Consider the following 14,380-nt stretch of genomic DNA (forward strand, 5'->3'; position numbering starts at 1 on the left):
CCCTTCCCTCGACACCGCGCCCGCCCGTGACGGGGGGATTGCGCACCCGGTACCGCCCTCGCCCGAGGTACTGACGGCGGAGGCGCAGGCCGGGCGAGCCGGCGGCGCCGGGGCGCGCGGGCGGATCGGGTCGGTGGCGCTGGTCATCGGCGGGATCGTCTCGCTCCAGTTCGGCTCGTCGGTGGCGGTGTTGCTCTTCCCGCGGGCCGGTGCGCTGGGCGTGGTCACCCTGCGGCTGGTGGTCGCCTCACTGGTGCTGCTGATCGTCTGCCGCCCCAAGCTGCGCGGTCATACGCGGGGCGACTGGGCCACGGTGCTGGCCTTCGGTGTCGCACTGGCCGGGATGAACTCGCTCTTCTACCAGGCCATCGACCGCATTCCGCTGGGCGCCGCGGTCACCCTGGAGTTCCTCGGGCCGCTGATCCTGTCGGTGGCGACCTCCCGCAGGCTGCTGAGCCTGGTGTGGGCGGCGCTGGCCCTGGGCGGTGTGGTGCTGCTGGGGCGCGAGGGGTTCGACGGGGTCAACCTCACCGGGGCGGCGTTCGCGCTGGCGGCCGGCGGGCTGTGGGCCGCCTACATCCTGCTCTCCGCCCGTACGGGCCAGCGCTTCCCGCAGGCGGACGGACTGGCCCTGGCGATGACGGTCGCGGCGCTGCTCAGTCTGCCGTTCGGCATCGTCAGCGCGGGCTCCGCCCTGATCGATCCGGTCACCCTGGGGCTGGGCGCCGCGGTTGCCCTGATGTCGTCCGTCCTGCCCTACACCCTGGAACTGCTCGCCCTGCGCAAGCTGCCGGCCGCCGGTTTCGCGGTGATGATGAGCCTGGAGCCGGCCGCCGCGGCCACCGCCGGATTCCTCGTTCTGCACCAGGCGCTGGGCTGGGCCGAGGTGCTGGCGATCGGGCTGGTCGTGCTGGCGAGCGTGGGCGCCGTACGGAGCGCGGGGGCTCACAGCTGAACCCCGGGCCGCCGCCCGCGGCCGAACCATGGGCCGCACGCCCGCACGCCCGCACGCCCGCACGCCCGCACGCCCGCACGCCCGCACGCCCGCCCGCACGCCCGCACGCCCGCATCGGCCCTTAGGGGAAGCACTCCTAAGGGCCGTCCCTGCCCATGGAACCGTCGCAGGAAAAAATCATGCAGGCGTGCTTGATTGTTTCTGCCGGCGCTGCCACGCTCGGACCCGTACCGCACCAACGCCTGTCAACCCGCCCTGGCCGTAGGCCACATGGGGCCGATGAGGGGAGTGCCGCGTGTCCGATCCCGGCGCCGTACTGGCCGATCTCAGGGCGGAGAGCGAGGAGCTGGACGCGCTGGTCGCGGGGCTGCCGGCGGAGCGCTGGGCGGCCCCGACACCCGCCGAGGGATGGACGGTCGCCCACCAGATCGCCCACCTCGCCTGGACCGACCGGCAGGCGCTGCTCTCGGCCACCGACCCGGAGGGCTTTGCGCGCGCCGCGCAGGAAGCCCTCGCCACGCCGCTGACCTTTGTCGACGAGGCCGCCGAGGCCGGTGCGCTGACACCGCCGGCGGAGCTGCTCGCGGACTGGCGGACCGGCCGCGAGGAGCTGCTCCGCGCGCTCAGGGAGCGGCCGGCCGGGGAGAAACTGCCCTGGTACGGCCCGCCGATGAGCGTGGCCTCGATGGCCACCGCGCGGCTGATGGAGACCTGGGCGCACGGGCAGGACATCGCCGACGCGCTGGGTGCCGTCCGGCCGCCCACCGCCCGGCTGCGGCATATCGCCCGGATCGGCGTCCGGACCCGCAACTTCGCCTATGCGACGCATCAACTCACCCCGCCCGAGGACGAGTTCCGGGTCGAGCTGCGGGCGCCCGACGGCACGGTGTGGGAGTACGGGCCACCGGATGCCGCCCAGCGGGTGACCGGTACGGCGCTGGAGTTCTGTCTGCTGGTGACCCAACGGGCGCACCGCGCCGATCTGCCGTCCGTACGGGCCGAGGGGGCGGACGCGGAGCGCTGGCTGGAGATCGCACAGGCCTTCGCGGGCCCGCCGGGCAAGGGGCGGCAACCGTCCGGGAAAGCCGCCACCTCATGAGCGACGGCGGCACCATACGCCCCGTACACCCCGTGCACCCCGTACGCCCCATAGGCGCCGACCCCGCCGTCCTCCGCGTCGGCAATGCCTCCGGCTTCTACGGCGACCGCTTCGACGCGCTGCGCGAGATGCTCACCGGCGGGCCGCTCGACGTACTGACCGGCGACTATCTCGCCGAGCTGACCATGCTGATCCTCGGCCGGGACCGGCTGAAGGACCCCACCCGCGGCTATGCCAGGACCTTTCTGCGGCAGTTGGAGGACGGGCTCGGGCTTGCCGCCGAGCGCGGCGTGCGGATCGTCACCAACGCGGGCGGGCTGAACCCGGCCGGACTCGCCGACGCCGTACGGGAGTTGGCGGACAGGGTCGGGGTCCCCGTACGGGTGGCACATGTCGAAGGCGATGATCTGCTGGCGCGCGGCGGGTGGGGCGAGGGGGTGCTGACCGCCAACGCCTACCTGGGCGGCGGGGGGATCGCCGCCTGCCTGCGGGCCGGTGCCGACGTGGTGGTGACCGGACGGGTCACCGACGCCGCGCTGGTCAGCGGAGCGGCCCAGGCACACTTCGGCTGGCGGCCACACGATCTGGACCAGCTGGCCGGTGCGGTGGTCGCCGGGCACGTCCTGGAATGCGGCACCCAGGCCACCGGCGGCAACTACTCCTTCTTCGACGCCCATGACCTGCTGCGGCCCGGCTTCCCGCTCGCCGAGATCGCCGCCGACGGCAGCGCGGTGATCACCAAACACCCGGGCACCGGCGGCGCGGTGACCACCGGCACCGTCACCGCCCAGCTGCTCTACGAGACGGCCGGCGCCCGCTACGCCGGGCCGGATGTGACGGCGCGGCTGGACACCGTACGGCTGACCCAGGAGGCGCCGGACCGGGTCCGGATCGACGGCGTACGGGGCGAGGCGCCGCCGCCCACCCTCAAGACCGGGCTGACCCGCCTCGGCGGCTGGCGCAACGAGGTCACCTTCGTCCTGACCGGACTGGACGTGCCGGCCAAGGCCGCGCTGGTCCGCCGCCAGATGGAGGCGGCCCTCGACGCGGCGGAGCACCGCCCGGCCGAGGTCCGCTGGACACTGGCCCGCACCGACCGGGACGACGCGGCGGTCCAGGAGGAGGCGAGCGCCCTGCTGCGCCTGGTGGTGCGCGACCCCGACCAGGACGCGGTCGGGCGGGTGGTCAGCGGCGCCGCGGTCGAGCTGGCGCTGGCCAGCTACCCCGGTTTCCATGTCACCGCGCCGCCCGGCAAGGGCACCCCCTACGGGGTCTTCGAGGCGGTGGCGGTGGACGCCACCGAGGTACCGCACCACGCCGTACTGCCGGACGGCACCCGTATCGGCATCCAACCCGCGCCCATATCAAGGGATTTGGCGCGGCTGCCCGACCCCCCGCTCCCCGAGCCGCTGCCCGCCGGCGCCACCCGGCGCGGCCCGCTCGGCCTGGTCGCCGGAGCCCGCAGCGGCGACAAGGGCGGCGCGGCGAACGTCGGGGTGTGGGCCCGCACCGAGCCGGCCTGGCGCTGGCTGGCACACGAGCTGACCGTCGAGCGCTTCCGCCAGCTGCTCCCCGAGACCGCGGACCTGCCGGTCGACCGGCACGTACTGCCGAATCTGCGCGCGCTCAACTTCGTCGTCAACGGGCTGCTCGGCGAGGGCGTCGCCGCGCAGGCCCGGTTCGATCCCCAGGCCAAGGCCGTGGGGGAGTGGCTGCGTTCGCGGCACATGGACCTACCGGAGGTGTTGAGGTGACCGTGCTCGGAACCGGGCTCGACCCGTCGGGCGCCGAGTACGCGGAGCGTCGTACGGCGATGCTCGCGAAGCTGGCGGAGATCGAGGAGGCACACGCCAAGGCGACCGAGGGCGGCGGGGAGAAGTACGTCGCCCGGCACCGCAAGCGCGGCAAACTGCTCGCCCGGGAGCGGATCGAGCTGCTCCTCGACCCCGACACCCCGTTCCTGGAGCTGTCGCCGCTCGCGGCCTGGGGGAGCGACTACCAGGTGGGCGCCTCGCTGGTCACCGGCATCGGGACCGTCGAGGGCGTGGAGTGCCTGATCACCGCCAACGACCCGACGGTGCGCGGCGGCGCCAGCAACCCCTGGACGCTGAAGAAGTCGCTGCGGGCCCACGAGATCGCCTTCGCCAACCGCCTTCCGGTGATCTCGCTGGTGGAGTCCGGCGGCGCCGATCTGCCCAGCCAGAAGGAGATCTTCATCCCGGGCGGGGCACTGTTCAAGGACCTCACCCGGCTGTCCGCGGCCGGTATCCCGACCGTCGCCGTGGTGTTCGGCAACTCGACCGCGGGCGGTGCGTACGTCCCCGGGATGTCCGACCACGTGATCATGGTCAAGGAGCGCGCCAAGGTGTTCCTGGGCGGCCCGCCGCTGGTGAAGATGGCGACCGGCGAGGAGAGCGACGACGAGTCGCTGGGCGGCGCCGAGATGCATGCCCGCACCTCCGGGCTCGCGGACCACTTCGCGGTGGACGAGCCGGACGCGCTGCGCCAGGCCCGGCGGGTGGTCGCCCGCCTCAACCACCGCAAGGCACAGCCCGATCCAGGACCGGCGGCACCCCCGAAGTGCGACGAGGACGAGCTGCTGGGCATCGTCCCCGGCGACCTCAAAGCCCCCTTCGACCCCCGCGAGGTCATCGCGCGGATCGTGGACGGCTCGGACTTCGACGAGTTCAAACCGCTCTACGGGCCGAGCCTGACCACCGGCTGGGCCGAGCTGCACGGCTACCCCGTCGGCATCCTCGCCAACGCCCAGGGCGTGCTCTTCAGCGCGGAGTCCCAGAAGGCCGCCCAGTTCATCCAGTTGGCCAACCAGCGCGACATCCCGCTGCTCTTCCTCCACAACACCACCGGCTACATGGTCGGCAAGGAGTACGAGCAGGGCGGCATCATCAAACACGGCGCGATGATGATCAACGCGGTGTCGAACTCGAAGGTCCCGCATCTGTCCGTCCTCATGGGCGCCTCCTACGGCGCCGGCCACTACGGCATGTGCGGCCGCGCCTTCGACCCCCGCTTCCTGTTCGCCTGGCCGAGCGCCAAGTCAGCCGTCATGGGACCGCAGCAGCTGGCCGGGGTGCTCTCGATCGTTGCCCGCGCGTCGGCCGCCGCCAAGGGGCAGCCGTACGACGACGAGGCGGACGCCGGGCTGCGCGCGATGGTCGAGCAGCAGATCGAGTCGGAGTCGCTGCCGATGTTCCTGTCCGGGCGGCTCTACGACGACGGCGTCATCGACCCGCGCGACACCCGAACCGTCCTCGGCCTGTGCCTGTCCGCCCTCCACAACGCCCCGGTCGAGGGCGCGCGGGGCGGCTTCGGCGTCTTCCGGATGTGAGGCAGAAGTGATCCGTTCCGTACTCGTCGCCAACCGCGGTGAAATAGCCCGGCGGGTCTTCCGCACCTGCCGTGAGCTGGGCATCGCCACCGTCGCCGTGCACTCCGACGCGGACGCCGGCGCCCCGCACGTCCGTGAGGCGGACACCGCCGTACGGCTCCCGGGCGACGCCCCGGCCGACACCTATCTGCGCGGCGACCTGCTCGTACGGGCCGCCCTGGCCGCGGGCGCCGACGCGGTCCACCCCGGCTACGGCTTCCTCTCCGAGAACGCCGGCTTCGCCGCCGCGGTGGCCGAAGCGGGCCTGGCCTGGATCGGTCCGCCCCCCGCCGCCATCGAGGCGATGGCCTCCAAGACGCGGGCCAAGGAGCTGATGGCCGGAGCCGGGGTGCCGCTGCTGGCCCCCGTCGACCCCGGACACGTCACCGCGGCCGATCTGCCGCTGCTGGTGAAGGCGGCGGCGGGCGGCGGCGGCCGCGGCATGCGGATCGTCACCGAACTGGACGCGCTGGAAGGCGAGTTGAAGGGCGCCGCAGCCGAGGCGGCGGCGGCCTTCGGCGACGGCGAGGTCTTCGTCGAGCCCTATGTCGTCGGCGGCCGCCACGTCGAGGTGCAGATCCTCGCCGACGGGCACGGCACGGTCTGGACCCTCGGCACCCGCGACTGCTCCCTCCAGCGCCGCCATCAGAAGGTCATCGAGGAGGCCCCGGCCCCCGGCCTGTCCGAGGAGCTGCGCACCACCCTGCACGAGGCCGCCGAACGGGCCGCCCGCGCCATCGGCTACCGGGGCGCGGGCACCGTGGAGTTCCTGGTGGACCGCACCGGCCGGGCCTACTTCCTGGAGATGAACACCCGCCTCCAGGTCGAACACCCGGTCACCGAGGCCGTATACCGCCTTGACCTGGTCGCCCTCCAGCTGAGCATCGCCGAGGACCGCCCGCTGGAAGCGGAACCACCGCCGCCGCACGGGCACGCCGTGGAGGCGCGGCTCTACGCCGAGGACCCGGCGGCCGACTGGCAGCCGCAGACCGGCACCCTGCACCGGCTGGCGCTGCCCGACGGCGTCCGGCTGGACTCCGGCGTCACCGACGGCGACACCATCGGCGTCCACTACGACCCGATGCTCGCCAAGGTCATCGCCTGGGCCCCGACCCGCGCCGAGGCCATACGCAAACTGGCCGGCGCCCTCGAACGAGCCGCCCTCCACGGCCCCGTCACCAACCGCGACCTGCTCGTCCGCTCCCTGCGCCACCCGGAGTTCACCGACCCCGCCGCCCTGGACACCGGCTTCTACGACCGCCACCTCACCGACCTCACCACCAACGACGCCGACGGCGCCCCGGTCTTCGCCCTCGCCGCCGCCCTCGCCGAGGCCCACGGCCGCTCCCGCTTCGGAGGCTTCCGCAACGTCCCCTCCGCCCCCCAGGCCAAGACCTACGCCCGCGGAAACACCGAACACACCATCCGCTACCGCCTCGACCGCGACGGCCTCCGGGCCGAGGACTTCCCCGGCGTCCGGCTGCTCACCCACGGCCCGGACGGAGTGGTGCTCGAAATCGACGGACTACGGCGGCAGTTCACCGTCACCCGCTACGGCGACCGCGTCCATGTCGACGCGCCACCGTCCCCGGGCGGGGCCATCACCCCCACCTCCCACACCTTCACCGCCCAGCCCCGCTTCCCCGACCCCACCGCCCGCACCGAACCCGGCTCCCTACTGGCCCCCATGCCCGGCACGGTCGTACGCCTCGCCGACGGCCTCACCGAGGGCGCCCCGGTAGAGGCCGGCCAACCCCTGCTGTGGCTGGAGGCCATGAAGATGGAACACAAAATCACCGCCCCCGCAGCCGGCACCCTCACCTCCCTCCCTGCCCAGCCCGGCCAACAGGTCGAAGTAGGCACCCTCCTGGCCGTGGTCACGGACTGACGGCACCACTACGGGTTTTGACAGCTCCCCCCACCCCAAACACCCCCTCCCACCGCCGAAGGCGGGAAACGGCGCCGCACCCGGCAACGCAACCGAAGCCGAAAAACGGATCGCCGCCGGCAGCGAACCGCACCTCAACCGACGACCCCGAGGAGACCCCCATGGGAACCCCGACGATCGAGTCCGAGGAACACCGCGCCCTGCGCAAAGCCGTAGCCGCCCTAGGCGCCCGCTATGGCCGCGACTACTTCACCCGCGTCGTGGCGGAGGGCACCCACACCGACGACCTCTGGGCGGAGGCCGCCGAACTCGGCTACCTCGGCGTCAACCTCCCCGAGGAGCACGGCGGCGGAGGCGGCGGCATCGTCGAACTCTCCATCGTCCTGGAGGAGTTGGGCGCCGCCGGCTGCCCGCTCCTGATGATGGTCGTCTCGCCCGCCATCTGCGGCACGGTCATCGCCCGCTTCGGCACCGAGGACCAGAAGCGGGCCTGGCTCCCGGGCCTCGCCGACGGCTCCCGCAAGATGGCCTTCGGCATCACCGAACCGGACGCCGGCTCCAACTCGCACCGCATCACGACCACCGCCCGCAAGGACGGCGAGGACTGGGTCCTCAACGGCCGCAAGGTCTTCATCTCCGGCGTCGACATCGCCGACGCGACCCTGATCGTCGGCCGCACCGAGGACGCCCGGACCGGCCGCCTCAAGCCCTGCCTGTTCATCGTGCCGCGCGACACCCCCGGTTTTGGCCGCAGCCCGATCGCGATGGAACTGTCCGCCCCGGAGAAGCAGTTCGAACTGACCCTGGACGAGGTGCGGCTGCCCGCCGACGCGCTGGTCGGCGACGAGGACGCCGGACTGCTCCAGCTGTTCGCCGGGCTCAACCCGGAGCGGATCATGACCGCCGCCTTCGCCCTCGGCATGGGCCGCTACGCGCTGGGCCGGGCCGTCGACTACGCCGGTACCCGCCAGGTGTGGAAGGAGCCCATCGGCGCCCACCAGGCCGTCGCCCACCCGCTCGCGCAGGCCCATATCGAGCTGGAGCTCGCCCGGCTGATGATGCAGAAGGCGGCCCATCTCTATGACGCGGGCGACGACCTGGGCGCGGGCGAGGCCGCCAACATGGCCAAGTACGCGGCGGCCGAGGCCGCGGTGCACGCCGTCGACCAGGCCGTCCACACCCTCGGCGGCAACGGCCTCACCCAGGAGTACGGCCTCGGCTCGATGATCACCGCCGCCCGGGTGGCGCGGATCGCACCGGTCAGCCGCGAGATGATCCTCAACTTTGTCTCGCACCAGTCCCTGGGGCTGCCCAAGTCGTACTGAGGACGGGACAGCGCTTGTCGGGGAAGCGAGTTGCTTGCGGAGCTGCTGCGTTGTCAGTGGTTCGCGCTAGCGTGGCCGCATCATTTTGGAAGGGGGTCTTTCCATGCTGTCGGGCCGCAGGTACCGGCTTGAGCTGACGGCTGAACAGTCCAAGCAGTGCCAAGAGTTCGGTGACATCTGGCGCGCCGTGTGGAACACCGGCCTCGAACAGCGCAGGGAGTACCGTCGTCGCGGGGCGTGGATGAATTACGTGCCGCAGTGTGCCGAACTCGCTGAGGCCAAGCGCGACCATCCGTGGTTGAAGACCGCGCCGGCGCAGCTGCTCCAGCAGACTCTCCGGGATCTCGACCGGGCGTGCCGTGAACACAGCACCTTCAAGGTCCGTTGGCGTTCGAAGGCTCGATGGTCCCCGTCGTTCCGGTTCCCGGCCGGGAAGTCCATCGCGGTGGAACGGCAGGGCCGTAAGTGGGGACGCGTCAAGCTCCTCAAGCTGGGGTGGGTCCGATTCCGCTGGTCTCGGCCTCTCGGGGGTGAGATCCGTTCGGCGACTGTCAGCCGGAGGGGTGGGCAGTGGTTTGTGTCCTTCCTAGTGGACGACGGACACGAAACGCCAGAGGAGCACGCGATGCCGGATTCCGCCGTGGGCATCGACCGAGGCGTGACGGTCGCGGCCGTTACCAGCGATGGAACCTTCCACGACAGGCAGTTCATCACTGTCGGCGAGACGGTCCGGTGCCGCAAGCTGCAGAAGAAGCCGGCCCGGCAGAAGAAGGGATCTGCGAACCGACGCAAGACTGTCGCCGCGCTGAGGCGGATCACGGGCCGAGCCACCGATCGACGCACCGACTTCTGCGCCTACACCGCCAACCGCATCACCGCCCGCAATGCTCTCGTGGTCCTCGAAGACCCACGCACCCGGAACATGACCGCGAGTGCGTCCGGAACGCTCGACCGGCCGGGCCGCAACGTCCGACAGAAGGCCGGGCTCAACCGCGCGATCCTCGACAAGGGCTGGCACAAGTTTGAACTGGCCTTACGCAGCGCCGCTCGCCACACGGGCAGTGAGATCCTTCTCGTCAACCCCGCCTACACGTCCCAGACGTGCAACCAGTGCGGGCATGTGGACCCGAAGAGCCGCAAGAGCCAAGCGGCCTTCGAGTGCACCGCCATTGCGGACACTGGGACCACGCCGACGTGAACGCGGCCAAGAATCAAAGGGACGCGGGGCTCGCGTTCCCAGCCTGTGGAGACCTCGGCACCAGCCGGTCCGCGAAGCAGGAACCTGTAAGCCGGGCGACCGGCCGAAACCCCTGAGAAGGGGAATCCCCGCCACTCATGGCGAGGAGGACACCAAGTTGCCGGACGAGTCGCCCCGTACAAAAAAGTGCGCCGCGTGGAATTCCTGGCCAGCGTGCCGCGCGCCACCACCGGAAAGATCCTGCGACGCGAACTGCGCGCCAGGGAAAGGAGCTCGACGCCCCGATGACTGACGCCCCGATGACCGACGCGCCGAAGACGGACGCCCCGACGTCCGACGCCCCCGCGGTACCCCTGGTCCCGCGCTCCCACGAGCGCGGCATCACCACCCTCACCCTGGACTCCCCGCACAACCGCAACGCCCTCTCCACCCGCCTGGTCGCCGAACTGCACCAGGCGCTCACGGACGCCGCGGCCGACGACGACACCCGCGCCGTCGTCCTCACCCACACCGGCGGCACGTTCTGCGCCGGCGCGGACCTCTCCGAGGCCACCTCGGGCACCGCTAAGGGCGGCCCGTTGGGCCTGGCCCGTCTGCTGCGCGCCATCGTGGCACTGCCCAAACCGGTCGTCGCCCGGGTCACCGGACACGTCCGGGCCGGCGGCCTGGGCCTGCTCGGCGCCTGCGACATCTCCGCGGCCGGCCCGGACGCCACCTTCGCCTTCACCGAGGCCCGCCTCGGCCTCGCCCCCGCCGTCATCTCCCTGCCGCTGCTGCCGCGGCTGGACCCCCGCGCCGCCGGCCGCTACTACCTCACCGGCGAGAAGTTCGACGCGGCCGAGGCGGCCCGGATCGGCCTGGTCACCCTCGCCGCCGACGACGTCGACACCGGCCTCGCCCCCGTACTGGACGGCCTGCGCAAGGGCTCCCCACAGGGCCTGGCCGAGTCGAAAAAACTGGTCACCGCCGAGGTGCTGGCCGCCTTCGACCGCGACACCGAAGCGCTCGCCGAACAGTCCGCCCGGCTCTTCGGCTCCGCCGAGGCCCGCGAGGGCATGACCGCCTTCCTGGAACGACGGGCCCCCGCATGGGCGCGCTGACCCCCGCCCGCGGCCCCAAACAGCCCCAGCAGGAACGCAGCCGGGCCACCCGCCTCAAGCTCCTGGAGGCCGCCGTCTCCTGCCTGGCGGAGCGCGGCTGGAGCGGCAGCACGGTCTCCGTGGTCGCCGAACGGGCCGGCGTCTCCCGGGGCGCCGCCCAGCACCACTTCCGCACCCGCGAGGACCTCTTCACGGCCGCCGTCGAACATGTCGCGGAGAAGCGGCAGAGCGCGGTGGCGGCGGTCGCGCACAAGCTGCCTCCGGCGGGCTCCATCGCCCGCACCTGGGTCATCGTCGAGGAGCTCGTCGGCCTCTACACGGGGCCGCTGTTCCGCGCGGCGTTGCATCTGTGGGTGGCCGCCTCCGACGAAGAGCCTTTGCGTGACCGCGTCACGGCCCTGGAAGCCCGGGTTGGCCGCGAGGCCCACCGGACGGCGGTGGCGCTGCTCGACGCCGACGAATCCGCCCCCGGCGTACGGGAGACCGTCCAGGGCCTGCTCGACATGGCCCGGGGCCTCGGCCTCGCGAACCTGCTGACGGATGACTCGGCCCGTCGGGCCAAGGTCGTCGAAGAGTGGGCGAAGATCATCGACGACCTTCTTGGTCGGTAGGGGCGTTTTGGGCCTTTCCTCGCCGTTGCGCCTGCGGCGGGCGGTGCCGCTGCGCAGGCCCGTCCCCTCCCGTTGAAGGTTGGGAAAAACCTTGGTGGGGGACCCGTAGTGGTCTGGTGCGGGCCGTAGGGCCCGGTTATGGCTTACGGCGGCACGCCCCCACCCACCCGCACTCACTCCCCCAACGGGAGGGGACGGGCCGGAGGGGCCTGGTGTGTGGACGTAAAGCGAAGCAGTCCACACACCAGGCCCCGGAGGTCCGTCACCGCACCCAACAACAACCCCGCCCGCCGCAGGCGCAACGGCGAGCAACCACCACGGCGGGAAAGCAAAAAACGTGGGGAAACCTACCGTGGCGCGATCCCCCCGAACCCCGGGATCTCCCGCGGGCTACGGGCCCCGGGCCCGACATACCGGGCCGACGGCCGAACCAGTCGGCCCGTCCGCTTCTGTTCCAAGATGTGCGCACTCCACCCCGCCGTGCGGGCACAGGTGAACATCGAGGTGAACATGTGCGCCGGGACCTCGGCGAAGTCCAGGACGATGGCCGCCCAGAATTCGACGTTGGTGGCCAGCACCCGGTCGGGGCGGCGGCTGCGGAGTTCCTGGAGGGCGGCCTTCTCCAGCGCCTCGGCGACCTCGAAGCGGGGGGCGCCCAGCTCCTGGGCGGTCCGGCGCAGCACCCGCGCGCGGGGGTCCTCGGCGCGGTAGACGCGGTGGCCGAAGCCCATCAGCCGGCCGCCCTTGTCCAGGGCCTGGCGGACGTAGGCCGAGGCGTCGCCGGTCCGCTCGACGTCCTCGATCATGCCGAGGACGCGGGAGGGTGCGCCGCCGTGCAGCGGGCCGGACATCGCGCCGACGGCGCCGGACAGCGCGGCCGCCACATCCGCGCCGGTGGAGGCGATGGAGCGGGCGGTGAAGGTGGAGGGGTTCATGCCGTGCTCGGCGGCCGAGGTCCAGTAGGCGTCGACGGCCTTGACGTGCTGCGGGTCCGGCTCGCCGCGCCAGCGCCGCATGAAGCGCTCGACGATGGTCTCGGCCTTGTCGATCTCCTTCTGCGGCACCATCGGCAGGCCCGGCCCGCGGGCCGACTGGGCCACGTACGACAGTGCCATCACGGCGGCGCGGGCGAGGTCGTCCCGGGCCGTCCGCTCGTCGATGTCCAGCAGCGGTTTGAGGCCCCATACGGGCGCGAGCATGGCGAGCGCCGACTGCACATCGACCCGGATGTCACCGGAGTGCACCGGGATCGGGAAGGGCTCGGCGGGCGGCAGTCCGGGGTCGAACGCCCCGTCGACGAGCAGCCCCCAGACGTTTCCGAAGGACACCTTGCCGACGAGGTCTTCGATGTCCACACCGCGGTAGCGGAGCGAACCGCCTTCCTTATCCGGCTCGGCGATCTCCGTCTCGAACGCGATGATTCCTTCGAGCCCGGGTACGAAGTCGGACATCAGGCAGCTCCTCAAGATGGGGGCGGCAAACGGTCCGTGACCGGCTGCCGTGCGGTCGAGTCTCTGGTGTGCGGTGCCGGTGCGGCTCCGCGGCTGCGCCGGCAGCTCGCGGTCCGTACCGGTCACCCCGGTGATGCCCCGCCGGGGCGTGGGTCACGCGAGGGGCGTGCCCGCGGTGGTCGGGCCGCGGGCAGGCAGGTGCTGTGGTGCGGCCCGTCGGGCCGGACGGACACGATAGCTCTCCCCGCCCGGGGGCCACAGGGGGCCTGCCCCTGATTGTGGCGGGTCCCTCACCTGCGCGGAGGGGCGCGACCCGCACACCGGTCGATCTGCTGTCGGGAGGGTTACGGCCGGTCGACGAGGGGCAGACTTCCGCCCCTCCCGGCTGACCGCGTCTGAGCGGGTGTTGCAAGATGAGGCCGTGCACCCCGCCGACGCGCCTCATGCCGAGAACCCCGATCCCTCCTCCATGCGTGCCCACTACCGCGCCGAGGGACTCGTCGAGTCCGACCTTGCCGCCAGCCCGTACGACCAGTTCGCGCGCTGGTTCAAGGACGCGACCGTGGCCGGTCTGCACGAACCGAACGCGATGGTCGTCTCGACCGTGGATCCGGTGGGCCGGCCGAGCTCACGGACCGTCCTGATGAAGGCGTTCGACGACCGCGGCTTTGTGTTCTTCACGAACTACAACAGCCGGAAGGGGCGGGAACTGGCCGAAAATCCGGCCATCTCGCTGCTGTTCCCCTGGCACCCGCTCGCCCGTCAGGTCGTGGTGACCGGCACCGCGGAGCGCATCGGCCGGGACGAGACCGCCGCCTACTTCCGCACCCGCCCGCACGGCTCCCAGCTGGGCGCCTGGGCCAGCGACCAGTCCGCACGGGTCGGCTCGCGCGACGAATTGGAGCGCGCCTACGAGGAATTGGCGGCCCGCTATCCGGAGGGCGAGCAGGTGCCGGCGCCGCCGCACTGGGGCGGCTACCGGATCGCCGCCGAGACGATCGAGTTCTGGCAGGGCCGGCTCAACCGGCTGCACGACCGGCTGCGGTATGTGCGGGCGGGCGCCGGCTGGAGCGTGGAGCGCCTGGCGCCCTGAGAGCGGGACGGCGCCGCCGGGGCGGTGCCCCCGGCGCGGGTGTGCGCCTGCCGTGTGCAGACGCAGACGCAGACGACCCGCGGGCTCGCTCCTCCGCGCTGGGTGGCGCGAAGGGCCGGTCGGACGAACCGGCAGCCCGCGGGTCGGGTGACTGCTTGGGATTGGCCGGCTGCGCATCCGGGGATGCGCCGGTCCGGCGCTGCACTGCGGTGAAGCGACGGGCCGCTAGCCCGCAGCCACCTCACGCGTCCGGTGCGAAATCATCTGCCGAA

The 14,380-nt window shown here is 72.3% G+C and carries 11 protein-coding genes; 10 read left to right on the forward strand and 1 reads right to left on the reverse strand.

Annotated elements, in window-relative coordinates:
• Positions 1 to 70 precede the first annotated feature (70 nt).
• The 9 genes from AC3EUV_RS06100 to AC3EUV_RS06140 all read left to right on the forward strand — a co-directional run bounded on the left by AC3EUV_RS06100 (position 71) and on the right by AC3EUV_RS06140 (position 11,564).
• On the forward strand, positions 71 to 955 hold the full coding sequence (locus AC3EUV_RS06100; RefSeq protein WP_432143628.1) for an EamA family transporter: 885 nt from the start codon (positions 71 to 73) through the stop codon (positions 953 to 955).
• A 295-nt stretch (positions 956 to 1,250) separates the two neighbouring features.
• On the forward strand, positions 1,251 to 2,054 hold the full coding sequence (locus tag AC3EUV_RS06105; protein WP_432143518.1) for a TIGR03084 family metal-binding protein: 804 nt from the start codon (positions 1,251 to 1,253) through the stop codon (positions 2,052 to 2,054).
• Entirely contained in the window at positions 2,051 to 3,808 is a 1,758-nt protein-coding gene (locus tag AC3EUV_RS06110) for an acyclic terpene utilization AtuA family protein (protein WP_435602344.1), read from the forward strand. Before AC3EUV_RS06105 ends, AC3EUV_RS06110 begins: the two co-directional genes overlap by 4 nt.
• Positions 3,805 to 5,403: an acyl-CoA carboxylase subunit beta gene (locus tag AC3EUV_RS06115; RefSeq protein WP_432143516.1), complete on the forward strand. Its 1,599-nt coding sequence runs from the start codon at positions 3,805 to 3,807 to the stop codon at positions 5,401 to 5,403. Before AC3EUV_RS06110 ends, AC3EUV_RS06115 begins: the two co-directional genes overlap by 4 nt.
• A gap of 7 nt (positions 5,404 to 5,410) precedes the next feature.
• On the forward strand, positions 5,411 to 7,330 hold the full coding sequence (locus tag AC3EUV_RS06120; RefSeq protein ID WP_435602345.1) for an acetyl/propionyl/methylcrotonyl-CoA carboxylase subunit alpha: 1,920 nt from the start codon (positions 5,411 to 5,413) through the stop codon (positions 7,328 to 7,330).
• Between the two features lie 161 nt (positions 7,331 to 7,491).
• Positions 7,492 to 8,655, forward strand: coding sequence for an acyl-CoA dehydrogenase family protein (locus tag AC3EUV_RS06125; RefSeq protein WP_432143514.1), 1,164 nt, complete (start codon positions 7,492 to 7,494; stop codon positions 8,653 to 8,655).
• A gap of 103 nt (positions 8,656 to 8,758) precedes the next feature.
• Positions 8,759 to 9,853 carry an RNA-guided endonuclease InsQ/TnpB family protein gene (locus AC3EUV_RS06130; protein ID WP_435602346.1) on the forward strand — a complete coding sequence of 365 codons (1,095 nt, stop codon included), beginning with the start codon at positions 8,759 to 8,761 and terminating at the stop codon, positions 9,851 to 9,853.
• 299 nt (positions 9,854 to 10,152) lie between these two features.
• Positions 10,153 to 10,953 (forward strand): enoyl-CoA hydratase family protein, encoded by an 801-nt coding sequence (locus tag AC3EUV_RS06135; protein ID WP_432143627.1) that lies wholly within the window; start codon positions 10,153 to 10,155, stop codon positions 10,951 to 10,953.
• Positions 10,941 to 11,564: a TetR/AcrR family transcriptional regulator gene (locus AC3EUV_RS06140; protein WP_432143512.1), complete on the forward strand. Its 624-nt coding sequence runs from the start codon at positions 10,941 to 10,943 to the stop codon at positions 11,562 to 11,564. Before AC3EUV_RS06135 ends, AC3EUV_RS06140 begins: the two co-directional genes overlap by 13 nt.
• 347 nt (positions 11,565 to 11,911) lie before the next feature.
• Here AC3EUV_RS06140 and AC3EUV_RS06145 read toward each other — a convergent pair whose 3' ends face one another.
• Positions 11,912 to 13,015 (reverse strand): citrate synthase 2, encoded by a 1,104-nt coding sequence (locus tag AC3EUV_RS06145; protein ID WP_432141422.1) that lies wholly within the window; start codon positions 13,013 to 13,015, stop codon positions 11,912 to 11,914.
• Positions 13,016 to 13,484: 469 nt separating this feature from the next.
• Here AC3EUV_RS06145 and pdxH point away from each other — a divergent pair, with 469 nt between their 5' ends.
• Complete coding sequence (gene pdxH, locus AC3EUV_RS06150; protein ID WP_432141590.1) at positions 13,485 to 14,108, forward strand: pyridoxamine 5'-phosphate oxidase; 624 nt, start codon at positions 13,485 to 13,487, stop codon at positions 14,106 to 14,108.
• The last annotated feature ends 272 nt before the right edge of the window (positions 14,109 to 14,380 follow it).

The sequence above is a fragment of the Streptomyces sp. bgisy130 genome (assembly GCF_057708345.1).

Excerpts from the sequence above, each read along its gene's own strand:
- AC3EUV_RS06125 (WP_432143514.1), top strand. The coding sequence starts at position 7,492 with ATGGGAACCCCGACGATCGAGTCCGAGGAACACCGCGCCCTGCGCAAA.
- AC3EUV_RS06145 (WP_432141422.1), bottom strand. The coding sequence starts at position 13,015 with ATGTCCGACTTCGTACCCGGGCTCGAAGGAATCATCGCGTTCGAGACG.
- pdxH (WP_432141590.1), top strand. The coding sequence starts at position 13,485 with ATGCGTGCCCACTACCGCGCCGAGGGACTCGTCGAGTCCGACCTTGCC.
- AC3EUV_RS06140 (WP_432143512.1), top strand. The coding sequence starts at position 10,941 with ATGGGCGCGCTGACCCCCGCCCGCGGCCCCAAACAGCCCCAGCAGGAA.
- AC3EUV_RS06130 (WP_435602346.1), top strand. The coding sequence starts at position 8,759 with ATGCTGTCGGGCCGCAGGTACCGGCTTGAGCTGACGGCTGAACAGTCC.
- AC3EUV_RS06135 (WP_432143627.1), top strand. The coding sequence starts at position 10,153 with ATGACCGACGCGCCGAAGACGGACGCCCCGACGTCCGACGCCCCCGCG.
- AC3EUV_RS06110 (WP_435602344.1), top strand. The coding sequence starts at position 2,051 with ATGAGCGACGGCGGCACCATACGCCCCGTACACCCCGTGCACCCCGTA.